Raw genomic sequence first — 16,977 nt, 5'->3', positions numbered from 1 at the left:
CCCTTCGTCGTGCGCGGGTGAGGGTCCGAGGGCGGGCGCGGGAGGGTCCGTGACCGGATGCGGACCGGGTCCCGGACCGGTCATCGTCCGAGAGAACTCTCATAGCGGGCGAATCTCCTTGTACCCCAGGTTTCTCCGCTTCTCGGGACGAAGCGAGTCTCATCTCTCGCCGCCCCTCGCTCCTGAACCCCGAGTTGGGATGTAGCGCCGACCTAGGGTTGACGGACGAAAGACCTTATACGGACAAAAGGGAGAAGTAGGCATGGAATCCACCCCGGTCGGCCCGGCCCCTGGCCTCTGGCACCTGGACCCGCTGCACTCCAGCCTCATCTTCGTCGCGCACTACCTGCGCTTCGGCCGGGTCCAGGGCACGTTCGGCCGCGCGCGGGGCCGGGTCCTGGTCGCGGAGGATCCGACCGCGTCCAAGGTCGAGGTGGTCATGGACGCGTCCAGCGTCAACACCGGCGTCGGCGCCCGCGACGCCCACCTGCGCTCCCCTGATTTCCTGGACGTGGGCAACCACCCGGAGCTGCGGTTCACCTCCACCGGCGTGGAGCCCGGGGGCCGGGGGCGCAATGCCTTCCGGCTGCACGGGGACCTCACCGTGCACGGCACCACAGCTCCTGTCGTCCTGGACGCCCAGTGGGTGGGCGAGGCCCCCGACTACGCGTTCCCCGACGACGTGTACGGCCACTTCTTCTCCGCCACCACCCGCATCCGTTTGTCCGACCACGGGGTGGGCGACGGCGGCGAGGTGCCCTGGGGCGGCCGCCTGGTCGGAGATGAGGTGGACATCGTGCTGGAGGTGCGGCTCCAGGACAAGGACCCCGCGCCGTTCCTCCAGCAGATCGGCCACAACGCCTGAGGCGCACGCGCAGGCGCGCTCCTCCGCCGCACCGCCCGCCGGGGACGACACCCCGACCCTCCTGTGGCACAGGGGGCCGGGGTCGGCACCGGTCAGCCCTGGAGCAAGGCCTCGACCTCGGGGCGGGTGGGCATGGAGGAGCTGGCGCCGGGGCGTTGGACCGAGAGGGCGGCCGCCGCGGCGGCGAAGCGCATGGCCTCGGCCGGGGTGGCGCCCTCGGCGCGGGCCACCGCGAAGGAGCCGCAGAAGGTGTCGCCGGCGGCGGTGGTGTCCACCGCTTCCACCTTGAGTGCCGGGACGTGCACCGGCTCGGCGCCGCGGGCGCCGTAGAGGGAGCCCTCGCCGCCCAGGGTGATGAGCACCTCCGGGACCTGTTCCAGCAGGGCCGCCAGCGACGCGCGGGGGTCGGTGAGGCCGGTGATCGCGGCCGCCTCGTGCTCGTTGGGGACGAGCACGTCCACTGATCGGAGGAGTTCGTCGGGCAGTTCGCGGGCCGGGGCCGGGGTGAGGTGCACCCGTACGCCTTGTTCGCGGCCGGTGCGCGCGGCCGCGATGACCGCTTGCATGGGCAGCTCCAGCTGGAGCAGGAGGGCGTCGGCCCCGCCGATGAGCTCGCGGTCGCCGGGCACGGTGCCGGTGACCTCGCCGTTGGCGCCGGGCACGACGATGATCGAGTTGCCGCCGCGGCCGTCCACGACGATGTGCGCGATGCCCGAGGGCCCCGGGACGGTGCGCAGGCCGGCGGTGTCGATGCCGGAGGCGACCAGGTTGTCGCGCAGCTCGGCGCCGAAGGCGTCGTCGCCCACCGCGCCCAGGAACACCGTGTCGGCGCCCGCGCGGGCGGCGGCGACCGCCTGGTTGGCGCCCTTGCCGCCGGGCACCTGCCGGAAGGCGGTGCCGGTGACGGTCTCACCGGTGGCGGGCGCGGCGTCCACGTAGGCCACCAGGTCCATGTTGACGCTGCCGAAGACGGCGATGCGCGGGGTGCTCATCCGTCCTCCTTCTTCTTGTCGCGGGGCAGGCCCTCTTCCCCGTCCAGGCCGACGATGACGGGCGCGTGGTCGGAGGCGCCCTTGCCCTTGCGCTCCTCGCGGTCGACGCTCGCGCCGCTCACCCGGGCGCGCAGCGCCGGGGAGGCCAGCACGAAGTCGATGCGCATGCCGCGCCGCTTGGGGAAGGCCAACCCCTTGTAGTCCCAGTAGGTGTAGACGCCGGGGCCCGGGGTGTGGGCGCGGACGACGTCCTCGAAGCCCGCCTTGCCCAGGGCCCGGAAGGCCTCGCGTTCGGGCTCGGTGACGTGGGTGAGGCCGTCGAAGGCGGCGATGTCCCACACGTCGTCGTCCTGCGGGGCGATGTTGAAGTCGCCGACGTAGGCGATCTGCGCGTCGGGGTCGGCGGCCAGGCTCGCCGCGCCCGCCTCGCGCAGGGCCTCCAGCCAGCGCAGCTTGTAGGCGTAGTGGGGGTGGTCGATCTCGCGGCCGTTGGGCACGTACAGGCTCCACACCTGGACGCCGTTGCAGGTGGCGCCGATGGCGCGGGCCTCGGCCTCCTCGGGCTCGCCGTAGCCGGGCTGGCCGGGGAACCCGACCTGGACGTCCTCCAGGCCGACCCGGGAGGCGATCGCGACGCCGTTCCACTGGGAGATCCCGTGGTGGGCGACCTCGTAGCCGCGGTCGGTGAAGACGGAGGCGGGGAACTGGTCGTCCCTGGCCTTGGTCTCCTGGATGGCGAGGACGTCGACCTCGCTCCGGTCGAGCCAGGCCCCGATCCGCTCGACCCGGGCCCGGGCACTGTTCACATTCCAAGTCGCGATACGCACAGCGCCAGCCTAGGGCTTTCCGACGACAGCCATGGAGAAGCGGCGTCGGAAGAAAGAAATGGGAAGGGACAGTCAGCCGAAGGCTGTCCGTAAGAGGGAGGTCGTCGGCCGAAGGCCGTCCGTTGAGGGTGGCGGTGGGCGACGGGAGGGCGGTGGAGGGCGACGGATTGGGCCCCGGTGCGGCCGTCCTCCGCACCGGGGCCCGACGGGACTCCCAGCACATGCCCGGTTGTTTCCGTCGCGCCCCGTAGGACGGCCGGGAGGGCTCCGAGGTTCGCATTTTGCCCAAGGTTTTTCCCGGCCCGCCACCCCCGGTGACGTGGAGAGCCGGTCCTGTGGTGCGTGACGCGCCCGCCTCCGGGTAGTGCTGTGATACAGGCCACACGAGACGCTCTTCCCGTTACGAGGTGACGACATGTCCGCGGCCGACCCCGAAGCCCGCGCGCAGACCCCCGACCCCACCGCCCCCGAGATCGACGAACGCCGTGCCAGAGCCGTCGCAGAGCAGGCCCGCGAGAGCACCTCGGACCTGCCCGGTTTCGCCAAGGAGCTGTACCTGGGCCGCCTGCGCCTGGACCTGATCCACCCGATGCCCGTCCCCGACCGGGAGGACGACGAGCGCGGCGAGGCCTTCCTGGCCCGGCTGCACGACTTCTGCGAGGGGATCGACGCCCAGCGCATCGAACGCGAGGAGCGCATCCCCGACGAGGTCGTGGCCGGGCTGCGCGAGCTGGGCGCCCTGGGCATGAAGATCCCCGCCGAGTACGGCGGCCTGGGACTGAGCCAGGTGCACTACAACCGCGCCCTCACCCTGGTCGGCTCGGTGTCCCCCGCGATCGGCGCCCTGCTGTCGGCCCACCAGTCGATCGGCGTGCCCCAGCCGGTGTCCATGTTCGGCACCCCCGCGCAGAAGCGGGAGTTCCTGCCGCGCTGCACCCGGGAGATCAGCGCGTTCCTGCTCACCGAACCCGACGTGGGCAGCGACCCCGCCCGGCTGCGGACCACCGCCGTGCCCACCGGGGACGGCGGCGGCTACCGGATCGACGGGGTGAAGCTGTGGACCACCAACGGCGTCGTCGCAGACCTGCTGGTGGTCATGGCGCGGGTGCCGGAGGGGCCCGGGCACCGGGGCGGCATCACCGCGTTCGTGGTCGAGGGGGACGCCCCCGGGATCACCGTGGAACGGCGCAACCGGTTCATGGGCCTGCGCGGGATCGAGAACGGCCTCACCCGGCTGCACGACGTCCGGGTGCCGGTCGCCAACCGGATCGGTGAGGAGGGGCAGGGGCTGCGCATCGCCCTGTCCACGCTCAACACCGGGCGCCTGTCCCTGCCCGCCCTGTGCGTGGGCGCCGGCAAGTGGGCCACCAAGATCGCCCGCGAGTGGTCGCGCGAGCGGGTCCAGTGGGGGCGGCCGGTCGGAAAGCACGAGGAGGTCGCCAAGAAGATCTCCTACATCGCCGCCACCACCTACGCCATGGAGGCCATGCTCGACCTGGCGAGCCGGATGGCCGACGAGAAGCGCAAGGACATCCGCATCGAGGCGGCCATCGCCAAGCTGTGGGCGTCCGAGCACGCCTACCGGATCGCCGACGAGCTGATCCAGATCCGCGGCGGGCGCGGGTTCGAGACCGCCGAGTCGCTGGCCGCCCGCGGCGAACGCGGGATCCCCGCCGAGCAGCTGCTGCGGGACCTGCGCATCAACCGGATCTTCGAGGGCAGCACGGAGATCATGCACCTGCTCATCGCCCGTGAGGCGGTGGACGCCCACCTGGCGGTGGCCGGGGACATCATCGACCCGGACGCGGACCGGGCGGCCAAGGCGCGGGCGCTGACCAAGGCGACCGGGTTCTACGCGTCCTGGCTGCCGACGCTGGCGGTGGGGCGGGGACAGCTGCCGTCGGCGTACGTGGAGTTCGGGCCGCTGGCCGGGCACCTGCGGTACGTGGAGCGGACCGCCCGCCGGCTGGCGCGGTCCACGTTCTACGGGATGACGCGCTGGCAGGGGAAGATGGAGGTCAAGCAGGGGTTCCTGGGCCGGGTGGTGGACATCGGCGCGGAGCTGTTCGCGATGAGCGCGGTGGTGGTGCGGGCCCGGTACGACGCCGACACCCGGCCCGAGCGCGGCAGTACGCCGCTGGAGCTGGCCGACGTGTTCTGCCGCCAGTCGCGGCTGCGCGTCGAGGCGCTGCTCGAAGGCCTGTGGTCCAACACCGACGACGTCGACGGCAAGCTGGCCCGCCGGGTCATGGACGACTCCTACACGTGGCTGGAGGAGGGCGTGGTCGACCCGTCCCTGCCGGGGCCGCTGATCGCCCCGGCCGACCCGGGGCCCTCGAAGGAGAAGAACCTGCACCGGAAGATGGGCTGAGCCGCGGATTGTCGGCGGCGAGGGCTACCGTGTTCGGCATGCCCGAACCGCACCCCCGCCGCGACGCGGAACTGTCCCTCGCCCAGGCCCGCCGGATCGCGATCGCCGCCCAGGGGCTGGCCGGCCCCCGGCCCGCGGGCACACCGAACCTGGGCCATCTGGGCCGGGTGGTGAGCCGCCTGGGGATCATCCAGATCGACAGCGTGAACGTGCTGGCCCGCAGCCAGTACCTGCCGGTGTTCGCCCGGATGGGCGGCTACGACACCGCGCTGCTGGACCGGGCGGCCACCACCGCCGCCAAGGCGGGCCCGGCCCGCCTGGTCGAGTGCTGGGCGCACGAGGCGAGCCTGGTGCCCCCGGCCACCCGGCAGCTCATGCGGTACCGCATGGAGCGCAACCGGGCCCGCACCGGCTCCGGCTGGATCAACGGGATCCAGGAGGAGAAGCCCCAGCTGGTCAAGGCGGTCCTCGAAGAGGTCGCCCGGATCGGCCCGGCCACCGCCCGCGAGGTGGAGGCCGCGCTCGCCCACGACGTGCCGCGCGCCAAGGACCACTGGGGGTGGAACTGGTCGGAGGTCAAGAAGTCCCTGGAGTACCTGTTCTGGATCGGGGACCTGACCTCCAACGGCCGCAACTCCCAGTTCGAGCGCCGCTATGACCTGCCCGAACGCGTCCTGCCGCCGGAGGTGCACGCCGCCCCGCTGCTGCCCGAGGCGGACGCCCACCGGGAGCTGGTGGCCATCGCCGCCCGCGCGCACGGAATCGCCACCGAGCCCTGCCTGCGCGACTACTTCCGGCTCAAGGGCGCCGAGGCGCGCCCGGCCGTGGCCGACCTGGTGGACTCCGGCGAGCTGGTCCCGGTCCGGGTCCGCGGCTGGGACCGCACCGCCTACCTGCACCGGGACGCCCGGGTGCCGCGCAAGGTGAACGCGCGGGCGCTGCTGAGCCCGTTCGACTCCCTGGTGTGGACCCGCGACCGGGCCGAGGAGCTGTTCGGCTTCCGGTACCGCATCGAGATCTACACCCCGGCCCACAAACGCGTGCACGGCTACTACGTGCTGCCGTTCCTGCTCGGCGAGGACCTGGTCGCCCGCGTCGACCTCAAGGCCGACCGCGCCGCGGGCACCCTGCTCGCCCAGCGGATCACCCTGGAGGACGGCGCCCCGGCCGACACCCTCCCGCAGCTGGTCGAGCACCTGGCCGAGATGGCCGCCTGGCTCGACCTCCCCAACGGCCCCGGCGGCCCCGCCCTGGCCGGCTAGTTCGGCGAGATGAGTTTGACGGTCGGGAAGTAGGTGCGGAATCTGCGTGCGTCCCGGGTCAGCAGTTGGAAACCGGAGACCGCGGCGTGCGCCCCGATATAGAAGTCGGGCAGCGGCGCGGTCTTCACCCCACCCTGCTTTCGGTAACGGCTATGGCACTTGCCTGCCAGAAAGGCGGCATCCCACGGCAGGTCCGCCCGGACGAAGTCATCGACGAGCAGCTCTTCGAGGTCCTCGATCCGCGTGAAGCGCACTGAGATCTCGGCATAGATGATCGGGTTGATGATCAGCGGACCCTGGTCAGCGGCATCGGCCAGGGCCTGGACGGACCATTCACCCCAGTTCGGGTCCTCGGTGAAGACGTCCAGCAGCACGTTGGCATCGACCAGCACCTGAGTGGGCCCTTCGTGCCGAGGCGCCGCACACGAGATCGGGTCAGGCCCCGTCATCGTCGTCCCCCCGGGTCATCGCCATGATCTCGTCGGTGGACAACCGCACGTCCCCCTTGCCGCGCAGGCGCTCGACCAGCCGTGCACCCTTGCTGGGTGCGGACGCGGCACGCACCACCCTGGCACCGGTCCCGTCCAGCACGAACTCGACCTCATCGCCGGGCTTGAGGCCCATGCTTCTGCGAACCTCGACGGGGATGGTGACCTGACCCTTTTCCGTGATTCTCATGCCACCATGGTAATACTTCCGAGGTATTACTCTCAGGGGTCTGTTCACTCGCGTTCCTCCGACACCAGGTCCGACAGCGGTGTGCCGCTTCCGGCGGCTTCGCGGGCCCGCTCGAACGCGGCCTGGTCCGGACGCCGCCGGGGCGTGCCGGAGGTGTCCAAAAGGCCCGCGCGGGTGAGCGCGGCCCCGAGCTCTTTCACTTCGCCGTTCGCTGTGTGCGTCACCCGCCCCATGGTTCCAGGGCGGGTGCTCACCCGGAGGCTAATCGGGGATCACACACTTCCTCGGACGCACGCGGGCCGCGCGGCCTCGGGGAGGCGGCGCGGCCCGGCGGGCGCGGGTCAGACGCGTTCGATGATGGTGACGTTGGCCTGGCCGCCGCCCTCGCACATGGTCTGGAGGCCGTAGCGGCCGCCGGTGCGGTGGAGCTCGTTGACCAGCTTGGTCAGGAGGATGGCGCCGGTGGCGCCCAGCGGGTGGCCCAGGGCGATGGCGCCGCCGTTGGGGTTGACCTTGGCCGGGTCGGCGCCCAGCTCCTCGATCCAGGACAGCGGGACCGGGGCGAAGGCCTCGTTGATCTCGGTGACGTCGATGTCGTCGATGCCCAGACCCGCCTTCTCCAGGGCGATCTTCGTGGCCGGGATCGGGGCGGTGAGCATGTAGACCGGGTCGTCGCCGACCAGGGAGAGCTGGACGACGCGGGCCAGCGGGGTGAGCCCGTGCCGCTCCACGGCGCGCTCGGAGGCGATGAGCACGGCGCCGGCGCCCACGGAGATCTGGCTGGCCACGGCGGCGGTGAGCTCCCAGCCATCGCGCAGGGCCTTCAGGCCCGCCATCTTCTCCAGGGTGGTGTCGGCGCGCACGCCCTCGTCCCGGGTGACGCCCGCGATCGGGGCGATCTGGGCGTCGAAGTAGCCCTCGGCCAGGGCCTTGGCGGCGCGCTGGTGGCTCTCCAGGGCGTACTGCTCCAGCTGCTCGCGCTTGAAGCCCCACTTCTCGCACATGAGCTGGGCGCCGCGGAACTGGGAGATCTCCTGGAAGCCGTAGCGCTCGACCCAGCCGTCGCCGTACAGGCCCAGGTCGTTGTCGATGGCGTACTGGACGTTGGAGCCCATGGGGACCATGCCCATGTTCTCCACGCCCGAGGCGACCACCAGGTCCTGGGTGCCGGACATGACTCCCTGGGCGGCGAAGTGGACGGCCTGCTGGGAGGAGCCGCACTGGCGGTCGATGGTGACGCCGGGGACGCTCTCGGGCAGCCCGGCGGACAGCCAGGAGGTGCGGGCCAGGTCCAGGGCCTGGGGGCCGACCTGGCTGACACAGCCCATGATGACGTCCTCGACGGCGGACGGGTCGACGCCCGTGCGCTCGACGAGCTCCTTGAGCACGTGCGCGCCGAGGTCGGCGGGGTGGACGGCCGCCAGCGCGCCCTTCTTCGTACCGACGGGGGTGCGTACGGCGCCGACGATGTATGCCTCGGCCACGGGTCCTCCAAGGGCCTGGGTGACGTTTCCTGTGAACCGAACTGTATTCGGTTTTATGGATCCGGCAAGACCCCGGCCCCCCTTCACCGTCCGTTTCCCCTTCTGTTCACCCCGGCGTGCTGCCCTGGAGTCGACGAGAGGAGACATCGATGAGCGGGGTGGCCATGGCCCTGGGCACGGCCGCGGGCACGGTGCTGTTCTTCCTCACCTTCGCCTCCGGGCGGCGCGCCCTGGCCTGGGCCGTCGGCGGGGGCGCGCTGGCCGCGGGGTTCGCGGCCGCCCGCCTGCTGGGGGAGGCACCCCTGTGGGTTCTCCTGGTCCTGGCGTCCGTCGCGGCGCTCCTGTGGGGCTGGCTCCACCTGGCCTCCCGGTGGGCGGACGCCGACGAGGAGGCCGCCCGGTACTACCCCGGCTTCGTCGCACCCGGGGGTGTCCCCGGCGGCACCGACCACGACCGGGCCGACGCCGGAGACTAGCCCCGGCCGTCCTCCCGGACCACCCGGCCCGCGTCGCCCTCGTCGCCGAGCGTCTCGGCGGTCATCCGCTCCAGCGCGGCCACCACCTCCGGGTGCAGCTCCGGGTCGTAGTCGTCGAGCAGGGAGCCCAGCGCCTCCCGCTGGGCCTCGAAGACGCCGCGAGCGGCCGCCGCGCCCTCGGCGTTCAGCTCCCAGGGCTCGCCCTCCCCGGTGAGGTAGCCCGCCTCCAGCAGCTCCTGGTGGACCGCCTCCCAGCGGTCGTCGGACAGCCGGGACATCTCCACCAGCTCCGACACCCGCAATGGCCCGGTCACCGCCAGGTGGCTCAGCACCCAGCAGGCCCGCGGCGAGATCTCCAGCCCCGCGGCGCCGCACAGCCGCGCGTACATCTCCCGCGCCCCCTCGTGGCCGCAGGACCGGTAGATCTCCCGCTCGACGGTCTCGATGGCGCTGCGCCCGCCCGAGGCCACCGGCGGGATGGACTCCCCCAGGTCGGCGGACTGCGACCCGATCGTGGTGCGCAGCGGCACCTCCGGCAGGAACAGGGCGAGCAGCAGCCCCACCAGGGCCACCGGCACCGCCCACAGGAACACCACGTCGATCGCGTCGGCGTACGCCTGGAGGAACGAGGCCTGCGCCTGCGGGGACAGCCGGTCCAGCAGCCGCGGGTCGCTCTCCAGCGCCGTGACGTCCATGCCCGCGGGCGGGGCGAACGACCCCAGCCGGGCGGCCAGGTTCCCGGCCAGCTGGCTGGAGAAGACCGCGCCGAACACCGCGGTGCCGACCGACCCGCCGATGGACCGGAAGAACGTCGCCGCCGAGGTGGCCGCGCCCAGGTCGGCGTAGTCGGCGGCGTTCTGCACGACCACCACCACGACCTGCATCACCAGGCCCAGGCCCACCCCCAGCACGAAGAACGACCCCCACATCTGCCACTCGGAGGTGTCCGGCCCCAGCCGCGACAGCAGGAACAGCCCCACCGAGGTCACCGCCATCCCGGCGATGGGATACGGCTTGTACCGGCCGGTGCGGGTGACCAGCCGCCCCGACGTGATCGAGGTGAGGAACAGCCCGACCACCATCGGCAGCAGGAACAGCCCCGAGGCCGTCGGCGACTGCCCGTGCACCACCTGGAGGAACAGCGGCAGGAACGCCATCGAGCCCATCATCGCGAACCCGACGCACAGGCCGATGCCCATGGCGATCACCACCACGGGGTTGCGGAACAGCCCCAGCGGCAACACCGGTTCGGCCGCCCGGCGGGCCGACAGCCACCACCCGGCCCCGAGCGCGACACCGGCCACCGCCAGCCCGATGACCTGCGGTGACGCCCAGTCGTAGACGGCGCCGCCCCAGGAGGCGACCAGGGTGAGGCACACGGCGGTGGCGGCCAGCAGCACGATCCCGGCGTAGTCGATGGTCCGCCGCCCGGTGGGCCGGGTGGCGGGGAGCACCGCCAGGACCGTGACGAACGCCAGCACGCCCAGCGGCAGGTTGACGTAGAACACCCACCGCCAGGACAGGTGGTCGACGAACAGGCCGCCCAGCAGCGGCCCGGCCACGCTGGAGACGCCGAAGACCGCGCCGAACCAGCCCTGGTAGCGGCCGCGTTCGCGCGGGGAGACGACGTCGCCCACGATCGCCATGGCCAGCACCATCAGCCCGCCGCCGCCGATGCCCTGCAACCCCCGGAAGAGGATCAGCTGGAACATGTCCTGGGACAGGCCGCACAGCGCCGACCCGGCCACGAACACGGCGATGCACACCAGGAACAGCGTCTTGCGGCCGAACTGGTCGCCGAGCTTGCCCCACAGCGGGGTGCTGGCGGTGACCGCGAGCAGGTAGGAGGTGATCACCCAGGACAGGTGGTTGAGTCCGCCCAGGTCGGAGACGATCGTCGGCAGCGCCGTGGACACGATCGTCTGGTCGAGCGCGGACAGCAGCACGGTGAGCATGAGCGCGGTCATGATGACCGCGATCCGCCCGCTCCGGTGCTCCCGCCGCTCCCTGCGGGTCTGGACCATCGCCCCTCCGCCTTCCGTCGGCCGACCGGTGCGGCCACCCTAAAAGCGGATTCACTGCACGAAAGGCCGGAACACCCGGACGAACAGGAACTTTGCCGCCACTTGGACCCACCCCTTCAAAACCGAATTGGGTTCGGTTACTGTGGCGGCAACCGTGATCCACGACACCCTCGGAGCGCAAGCATGAAGCGGGAACTCTTCGACGCCGACCACGACCTCTTCCGCGAAACGGTGGCCGAGTTCCTCAAGCGGGAGGTCGTGCCCTTCCACGACCAGTGGGAGAAGGACGGCATCGTCCCCCGCGAGGTCTGGGTCAAGGCGGGCGAGGTCGGCCTGCTCGGACACGGGATCCCCGAGGAGTACGGCGGCACCGGCCTCAAGGACTACCGCTACAACGCCGTCGTCAACGAGGAGGTGTGCGGGGCCCACGCCAGCGGCCTGGGCGTCACCCTCCAGAACGACGTCATCGCCCCCTACCTCGTCGACCTCACCACCGACGAGCAGAAGCGGCGCTGGCTGCCCGGCTTCGCCAGTGGCGAGATCATCACCGCCATCGCCATGACCGAACCCGGCACCGGCAGCGACCTCCAGGGCATCCGCACCTCCGCCGTCCGCGACGGCGACGAGTGGGTCATCAACGGCTCCAAGACCTTCATCACCAACGGCATCAACGCCGACCTGGTCATCGTGGTCTGCCAGACCGACCCCGGGGCGGGCGCGCAGGGCTTCTCGCTCATCGTCGTGGAGCGCGGCACCCCGGGCTTCGAGCGGGGCCGCAACCTCGACAAGATCGGCATGAAGGCGCAGGACACCGCCGAGCTGTCCTTCCAGGACGTGCGGGTCCCGGCGGACAACCTCATCGGGCAGGAGGGGCAGGGGTTCATCCACCTGCTCCAGAACCTGCCGCAGGAGCGGCTGTCCATCGCGGTGTGCGCGACGGCCTCCGCCGAGTTCATGCTCAAGCACACCATCGAGTACTGCCGGGAGCGCACCGCGTTCGGCCGTCCTATCGGGCGGTTCCAGAACACCCGTTTCGTCCTGGCCGAGTTGGCGACCGAGGTGGACATCGCCCGCACCTACGTGGACCGCGCGGTGACCCTGCTCAACCGGGGCGAACTCACCGTCGAGGACGCCGCCATGGCCAAGTGGTGGACCACGGAGCTGTGCAACAAGGTGATGGACCGTTGTCTTCAGCTTCACGGCGGGTACGGGTACATGATGGAATACCCGGTGGCACGGGCCTGGCAGGACACCCGCGTGCAGACGATCTACGGTGGTACCACCGAGATCATGAAGGAGATCGTGGGACGCGGCCTGGGCCTGTAGCCGGGGCCACCCCTACCCCCGTCCAGAAGGGTCGAGTCGCTCATGGTCAGTGGTGCGTGGGACGGCCTCATCGTCATGGGCCTGCTGGTCGTGCTGCTCGTCATCGGCGTGCGCAAGCTGCGGCCCAAGGTCCACATCCCCTGGAAGACCAGCGCGATCGTGGTCTTCTTCATCTTCATGTGCCTGATGCTGTGGGCCTGGTCCTGGCGCTGAGCGCTCCGGCGGGGTTCTGGAGGTTCCAGAGGAGCGGTCCGAGGAACGAGGACTGCGACGGAGGAACCGAAGGTTCCCGCCCAAGGGGAGCGCTCAGCGCAGGCCGAAGCGAAGCGGAGGCCAAAAAAGGGCACTGAGCGGCCGGGCTCAATAACCCTCCTCCTCTTCCGCCTCCCGGCGCCGGGTCGCGGGGTCCGCGGGCCCCGCGCCCGCGGCCCGGCGCAGCAGGGCGCCGCCCGCCTGGGGCAGGATCAGGACGCTGAGCATCCCCGCGGCCACGATCGCCGCCGCGTGGGCGCTGTCCACCGACCCGCTGCGGGTGCCGATCGTGGTCAGGACCGTGAGCAGCGGCAGCGCGGTGGCCGAGAACAGCACCAGCGCGGGGCGCTGGGCGTCGGGCACGTCCCCGCGCGAGAACACGTATTCGGGACCGCCCCGGACCAGCAGGAACGCCGCCAGCAGCACCGGCAGGAGCAGGAACAGGAGCGGCTGCGCCAGCAGCGAGGCCAGGTCGAAGCGCACCCCGGTGATCACGAAGAACACCGGGATGAGGAACCCGAAGCCGATGGCGTCCATCTTGGCCTCCACCCGCTCCGCCTCCTCCTCGTGGTTGATCGAGATCATCAGCTTGATGACGACGCCCGCCGCGAACGCCCCGAGCAGGGCGTCCAGCTGCATGGCCGAGGCCAGCCAGACCAGCGCCACGATCACCACCATGCACAGCCGGACCGCCACCTGCGCGCTGGAGCCCAGGGTGGCCCGGACCAGACGCGCCCACCGCTCCGAACGCGGCCGGGTGGCCGCCCAGGCGCACGCCCCGGCCAGGGCGAAGAACGCGGCCAGCAGCAGGGTGCCCTGCCAGGGCCGGTAGCCGCTGAGCAGCAGGGCGATCAGCACGATCGGCCCGAACTCGCCGACCGAGCCCGAGGCCAGGAACCGGGTGCCGAACACCCCGCCCAGCGCCCCGGAGTCGCGCAGGATCGGCAGCACCGTCCCCAGGGCGGTCGTGGTGAGCGCCAGCCCGATGATGAGCGCCGTCTGGGAGGTCCCGAACAGCGCCCACCCCAGGCCCAGCCCCAGGGCAACCGAGCAGGCCCAGGCGAGCAGCGCCCGGTTGAGCGGACGGCCCCGGATCCGGCGGAAGTCGATCTCGTACCCGGCCATGAACATCAGCAGGGCCAGGCCCAGGTCGGCCAGCAGGGTGATGGTCTCGTTCTCCCTGACGAGCCCGAGCACCGAGGGCCCGAGCACGATCCCGAAGCCGATCTCCAGCACCACCGACGGCACGACCACCCACCGCGCCAGCCGGTCGCCGAGCAGCGGGGCCAGCAGGGCCGCCACCAGGAGGGCCAGGAGCATGCCCATCGTGCCGAGTTCCGCGCCGTCCATGTCCCCCCGCTCCCCGGGCCGCGCGCCCCGGACGTGGGAACACTACGTCCGGGGCGCCCCGGGAGAGCGGGTGGACACGCCTTCAGTGCCCGGTGAGTGAGGGTGGTGGCGGGCGACGGGCGGGCCGAAGCGAAGCGGAGGTTCAAAAGAGCACGGTCAGGCCCAGGGGTCGAAGTCGATCCCGGCGGGCTTGGCCTTGTTCAGCGCGCCCGGGAAGGAGCCGTCCCGCAGGTCGAGCTGGGCGCTGCCGAAGTTCGCGGAGGTGAGGATGTCGCGGATGCCGGGCGGGAAGTGGTCCCAGCCGACCAGGTCCGGGTACTGCCAGACGCCGTAGTGGTTCTCCGGCGGGTCGTCGTGCCCGGCGGCGAACCGGAAGGCGTGGGTGGACAGCCCGTCCTTGTGGTAGACGATCTTGGCGTGGGTGCCCTCCCAGAGCACCTGCTCGGCCGGGCGGGTGACGTAGTCCCCGTGGGCGGAGGCGGACACGTAGCGGGCCTGGTCGCCGTACACCCACACCACGACGTGCTCCAGGTCGTGCCGGTGGCCGCAGCAGCCCGGCAGCACCTGGTCCTTCTCGAAGTAGAGCGCGTACATGTACGCGCACCAGCCGCTGGGGTCGCACTTGGAGCGGGAGTAGGAGTTGGTGTTGTCCAGGTCCTCCCGGTCGCGGCAGTTGCCGTTGAGGGCTCCGCTGGTGTTCAGGCCGGGGTTGAGGGTGCCGTCCGGGCCGATGGCGGGGGTGGGGTAGCAGCCGTCGGTGTCGTAGTCGAAGGCGGGCTGCCACCTGCCCTCCTCCGCGGTGTGGGCGGCGGGCAGTGCGGGCGGGGGTGCGGCCAGGGCGATGCCCGGCGTGACCAGGACGAGGGCGGCGGCCAGGGCCAGGGCCCGGCGCCCGATGCGGGAGGGTGCGCGTTGCGGCAAGGGGGTTCTCCTCTCGATGCCCGGCACAGGGGGCGTGCCGGCGACCGGAACACCGCACGGGGGTCGTGCGATCACCCTGAGTGAACAAGCGGGGCGTGGGGGCGTCCCGGTCGGAGTCGATGACACCAGGGCTCGGGCGCCCGCGCAACGGGGGCAACGCAGAGTTCCCCGGCGCTTTCACCATCGGGAGGGAGAGTTCCCCGCGCGTTCGGCGCGGGGAACGTTCACAGGCGTCCGGCGTCGATGATCCGCTGGAGGAATTTCCGGGTCCGCGGCTCCCGGGGGTCGCCCAGCACCTGCTCGGGCGGCCCCTGTTCCAGGACCCGCCCACCCTCCAGGAAGCACACGGTGTCGGCGACCTGCCGGGCGAACCCCATCTCGTGCGTGGCCAGCAGCATGGTCATGCCGTCGTCGCGCAGCCCCCGCACCAGGTCCAGCACCTCCCCCACCAGCTCGGGGTCCAGGGCGCTGGTGATCTCGTCCAGCAGGAGCAGCCGCGGCCCGTTGACCAGCGCCCGCACGATCGCCGCCCGCTGCTGCTGGCCGCCCGACAGCCGGTCGGGGTACTCCCCGGCCTTGTCGGCCAGGCCCACCCGCTCCAGCAGCTCCCGCGCCCTCCCCTCGGCCTCCCGGCGTTCGCGCCGGTGCACCCGGCGCGGGGCCAGGGTGATGTTGTCCAGCACGGTCATGTGCGGGAACAGGTTGAACGACTGGAACACCATGCCGATCCGGCGGCGCACCCGGTCCACGTCCACCCGCGGGTCGGTGATGTGCTCGCCGTCCAGGTGGATGGTGCCGTCGGTGACCGGCTCCAGCAGGTTGGCGCAGCGCAGCAGGGTCGACTTGCCCGAGCCGGAGGCGCCGATGAGCACCACCACGGCGTGTTCGGGCACGTCCAGGTCCAGCCCGTCCAGCACCGTGTTGCCGCGGAACTCCTTGCGCACCCCGCGCAGGCGCAGCACCGGCGCCGGGCCCTCGATCCGGGCCGCCCGGTCCAGTTCGCTCACCGTCCCCCCTCCGCGGACTGGCGCCGCGCCGCCCGCAGCGTCACCTGGTCGGTGATCGCCACCAGCGGGATCGCCATGAGCACGAACAGCACCCCGGCGACGATGTACGGCGTGAAGTTGTAGGTCTGCGCGGTGGCGATCTGCGCGGCGCGGATCGCGTCGATGGGCCCGGCCAGCGAGATCAGGCCGACGTCCTTCTGCATCGCCACCATGTCGTTGAGCAGCGGCGGCGACACCCGCCGCACCGCCTGGGGCAGCACCACCCAGCGCATGGTCTGCGGGTAGGTGAGCCCCAGGGAGCGGGCCGCCGCGATCTGGCTGGGGTGGACCGACTCGATCCCGGCGCGGAACACCTCGGCGATGTAGGCGCCGTAGACGACCGACAGGGCGATCCCGCCGAGCACGAGCACGCTCGGGGTGTTCTCCAGCCGCAGCCCGGGCACCCCGAACGCCATCAGGTACAGCACGATGATGAGCGGGGCGCCGCGGAACCCGTAGGTGTAGGTGGTCGCCAGCGCGCGCAGCGGGAAGAACACCGGTCCGCGCAGGGTGCGCAGCACCGCGGCGAGCAGGCCGAGGGCGAGCGCGCCCAGGGCGCAGAACACCAGCAGCCGCACGTTGAGCCACAGGCCGGTGAGCACCGCGGGCAGGGCGTTGAGCGCGATCTCGGGGTCGAAGAAGGTCTCGCGCACCCGCTCCCAGCCGGGCGAGCCCACCACGACGGTCACCAGGACGGCGCCCAGCACGGCGGTGGAGACCGCGCCGACCAGCACCGAGCGAACGCTCTGGCGCCGGCGCAGCGCGGCCCGCTCCACCTCTAGGACGCTGGGCACGTGCCCGGGGATGTGTGGTGCCACGTCAGCCCAGCTCGGGGGCGTCCGCGGCCTCGGCCAGCCACGCCTGTTCGAGCTCGGCCAGGACGCCGCGCTCGCGCAGGGAGTCCACGGCGCCGCCGACGCAGTCGGTCAGCGGCGAGTCCAGGTCCAGGACCAGGCCGAACTGCTCGGTGTCCCCCTCGACCGCGGGCAGCTGGCCGACGATGACGGCGTCCTCCAGCTCGGCGGCGGTGATGTAGAAGGCGGTGGGCAGGTCGAAGACGACCGCGTCCACCTGGCCGTTCTCCAGGGCCTGCTTGGCGTCGT

At 71.9% G+C, this 16,977-nt stretch carries 18 protein-coding genes; 6 read left to right on the top strand and 12 right to left on the bottom strand.

Annotated features, from left to right (window positions below; translation table 11 throughout):
• Positions 1 to 262 precede the first annotated feature (262 nt).
• Positions 263 to 865 (top strand): YceI family protein, encoded by a 603-nt coding sequence (locus ACJOT3_RS21550; RefSeq protein WP_406974884.1) that lies wholly within the window; start codon positions 263 to 265, stop codon positions 863 to 865.
• A 92-nt stretch (positions 866 to 957) separates the two neighbouring features.
• Here ACJOT3_RS21550 and rbsK read toward each other — a convergent pair whose 3' ends face one another.
• Positions 958 to 1,857, bottom strand: a complete 900-nt coding sequence (rbsK, locus tag ACJOT3_RS21545; RefSeq protein WP_406974883.1) for a ribokinase — start codon at positions 1,855 to 1,857, stop codon at positions 958 to 960.
• Positions 1,854 to 2,684: an exodeoxyribonuclease III gene (locus ACJOT3_RS21540; RefSeq protein ID WP_406974882.1), complete on the bottom strand. Its 831-nt coding sequence runs from the start codon at positions 2,682 to 2,684 to the stop codon at positions 1,854 to 1,856. The genes rbsK and ACJOT3_RS21540 overlap by 4 nt, the downstream gene beginning before the upstream one ends.
• A 415-nt stretch (positions 2,685 to 3,099) precedes the next feature.
• Here ACJOT3_RS21540 and ACJOT3_RS21535 point away from each other — a divergent pair, with 415 nt between their 5' ends.
• Entirely contained in the window at positions 3,100 to 5,055 is a 1,956-nt protein-coding gene (locus ACJOT3_RS21535; protein WP_406974881.1) for an acyl-CoA dehydrogenase family protein, read from the top strand.
• 38 nt (positions 5,056 to 5,093) lie between these two features.
• Positions 5,094 to 6,317 (top strand): winged helix-turn-helix domain-containing protein, encoded by a 1,224-nt coding sequence (locus ACJOT3_RS21530; RefSeq protein WP_406974880.1) that lies wholly within the window; start codon positions 5,094 to 5,096, stop codon positions 6,315 to 6,317.
• Here ACJOT3_RS21530 and ACJOT3_RS21525 read toward each other — a convergent pair.
• The 4 genes from ACJOT3_RS21525 to ACJOT3_RS21510 form a co-directional block, all read right to left on the bottom strand.
• Positions 6,314 to 6,709, bottom strand: coding sequence for a type II toxin-antitoxin system VapC family toxin (locus ACJOT3_RS21525; RefSeq protein ID WP_406974879.1), 396 nt, complete (start codon positions 6,707 to 6,709; stop codon positions 6,314 to 6,316). The genes ACJOT3_RS21530 and ACJOT3_RS21525 overlap by 4 nt on opposite strands.
• A gap of 43 nt (positions 6,710 to 6,752) precedes the next feature.
• Positions 6,753 to 6,995, bottom strand: a complete 243-nt coding sequence (locus ACJOT3_RS21520; RefSeq protein ID WP_406974878.1) for an AbrB/MazE/SpoVT family DNA-binding domain-containing protein — start codon at positions 6,993 to 6,995, stop codon at positions 6,753 to 6,755.
• A 44-nt stretch (positions 6,996 to 7,039) separates the two neighbouring features.
• Positions 7,040 to 7,219: a hypothetical protein gene (locus tag ACJOT3_RS21515; protein WP_406974877.1), complete on the bottom strand. Its 180-nt coding sequence runs from the start codon at positions 7,217 to 7,219 to the stop codon at positions 7,040 to 7,042.
• A gap of 117 nt (positions 7,220 to 7,336) precedes the next feature.
• A complete protein-coding gene (locus tag ACJOT3_RS21510) occupies positions 7,337 to 8,479 on the bottom strand; it encodes an acetyl-CoA C-acetyltransferase (RefSeq protein WP_406974876.1) in 1,143 nt (380 codons plus the stop codon).
• A gap of 149 nt (positions 8,480 to 8,628) precedes the next feature.
• On the opposite strand from ACJOT3_RS21510, the gene ACJOT3_RS21505 reads away from it, so the two are divergent.
• The gene (locus tag ACJOT3_RS21505; RefSeq protein ID WP_406974875.1) at positions 8,629 to 8,955 is read left to right on the top strand and encodes a hypothetical protein; all 327 of its coding nucleotides are present in this window, start codon (positions 8,629 to 8,631) and stop codon (positions 8,953 to 8,955) included.
• Here ACJOT3_RS21505 and ACJOT3_RS21500 read toward each other — a convergent pair.
• The gene (locus ACJOT3_RS21500; RefSeq protein WP_406974874.1) at positions 8,952 to 10,979 is read right to left on the bottom strand and encodes an MDR family MFS transporter; all 2,028 of its coding nucleotides are present in this window, start codon (positions 10,977 to 10,979) and stop codon (positions 8,952 to 8,954) included. The genes ACJOT3_RS21505 and ACJOT3_RS21500 overlap by 4 nt on opposite strands.
• Before the next feature lie 183 nt (positions 10,980 to 11,162).
• On the opposite strand from ACJOT3_RS21500, the gene ACJOT3_RS21495 reads away from it, so the two are divergent.
• Positions 11,163 to 12,305, top strand: coding sequence for an acyl-CoA dehydrogenase family protein (locus ACJOT3_RS21495; protein WP_406974873.1), 1,143 nt, complete (start codon positions 11,163 to 11,165; stop codon positions 12,303 to 12,305).
• Positions 12,306 to 12,347: 42 nt separating this feature from the next.
• A complete protein-coding gene (locus tag ACJOT3_RS21490; RefSeq protein WP_406974872.1) occupies positions 12,348 to 12,518 on the top strand; it encodes a hypothetical protein in 171 nt (56 codons plus the stop codon).
• A 147-nt stretch (positions 12,519 to 12,665) separates the two neighbouring features.
• Here the strand turns inward: ACJOT3_RS21490 and ACJOT3_RS21485 are convergent, their stop codons facing one another.
• The 5 genes from ACJOT3_RS21485 to ACJOT3_RS21465 all read right to left on the bottom strand — a co-directional run.
• Positions 12,666 to 13,907 carry a cation:proton antiporter gene (locus ACJOT3_RS21485; protein ID WP_406974871.1) on the bottom strand — a complete coding sequence of 414 codons (1,242 nt, stop codon included), beginning with the start codon at positions 13,905 to 13,907 and terminating at the stop codon, positions 12,666 to 12,668.
• A gap of 156 nt (positions 13,908 to 14,063) precedes the next feature.
• A complete protein-coding gene (locus ACJOT3_RS21480) occupies positions 14,064 to 14,828 on the bottom strand; it encodes an NPP1 family protein (RefSeq protein WP_406974870.1) in 765 nt (254 codons plus the stop codon).
• Between the two features lie 224 nt (positions 14,829 to 15,052).
• Complete coding sequence (locus tag ACJOT3_RS21475) at positions 15,053 to 15,835, bottom strand: amino acid ABC transporter ATP-binding protein (protein ID WP_406974869.1); 783 nt, start codon at positions 15,833 to 15,835, stop codon at positions 15,053 to 15,055.
• Positions 15,832 to 16,692, bottom strand: coding sequence for an amino acid ABC transporter permease (locus ACJOT3_RS21470; RefSeq protein WP_406974868.1), 861 nt, complete (start codon positions 16,690 to 16,692; stop codon positions 15,832 to 15,834). The genes ACJOT3_RS21475 and ACJOT3_RS21470 overlap by 4 nt, the downstream gene beginning before the upstream one ends.
• Before the next feature lies 1 nt (position 16,693).
• On the bottom strand, positions 16,694 to 16,977 hold a 284-nt coding region (locus tag ACJOT3_RS21465), incomplete at its 5' end, for a type 2 periplasmic-binding domain-containing protein (RefSeq protein WP_489685963.1).

Source organism: Nocardiopsis protaetiae, assembly GCF_045446735.1.
Taxonomy (GTDB): domain Bacteria; phylum Actinomycetota; class Actinomycetes; order Streptosporangiales; family Streptosporangiaceae; genus Nocardiopsis; species Nocardiopsis protaetiae.
This window is presented reverse-complemented; position numbering and strand designations above follow the sequence as displayed.

Excerpts from the sequence above, each read along its gene's own strand:
- ACJOT3_RS21500 (WP_406974874.1), bottom strand. The coding sequence starts at position 10,979 with ATGGTCCAGACCCGCAGGGAGCGGCGGGAGCACCGGAGCGGGCGGATC.
- ACJOT3_RS21490 (WP_406974872.1), top strand. The coding sequence starts at position 12,348 with ATGGTCAGTGGTGCGTGGGACGGCCTCATCGTCATGGGCCTGCTGGTC.
- ACJOT3_RS21495 (WP_406974873.1), top strand. The coding sequence starts at position 11,163 with ATGAAGCGGGAACTCTTCGACGCCGACCACGACCTCTTCCGCGAAACG.
- ACJOT3_RS21535 (WP_406974881.1), top strand. The coding sequence starts at position 3,100 with ATGTCCGCGGCCGACCCCGAAGCCCGCGCGCAGACCCCCGACCCCACC.
- ACJOT3_RS21505 (WP_406974875.1), top strand. The coding sequence starts at position 8,629 with ATGAGCGGGGTGGCCATGGCCCTGGGCACGGCCGCGGGCACGGTGCTG.
- ACJOT3_RS21550 (WP_406974884.1), top strand. The coding sequence starts at position 263 with ATGGAATCCACCCCGGTCGGCCCGGCCCCTGGCCTCTGGCACCTGGAC.
- ACJOT3_RS21530 (WP_406974880.1), top strand. The coding sequence starts at position 5,094 with ATGCCCGAACCGCACCCCCGCCGCGACGCGGAACTGTCCCTCGCCCAG.
- rbsK (WP_406974883.1), bottom strand. The coding sequence starts at position 1,857 with ATGAGCACCCCGCGCATCGCCGTCTTCGGCAGCGTCAACATGGACCTG.
- ACJOT3_RS21485 (WP_406974871.1), bottom strand. The coding sequence starts at position 13,907 with ATGGACGGCGCGGAACTCGGCACGATGGGCATGCTCCTGGCCCTCCTG.
- ACJOT3_RS21520 (WP_406974878.1), bottom strand. The coding sequence starts at position 6,995 with ATGAGAATCACGGAAAAGGGTCAGGTCACCATCCCCGTCGAGGTTCGC.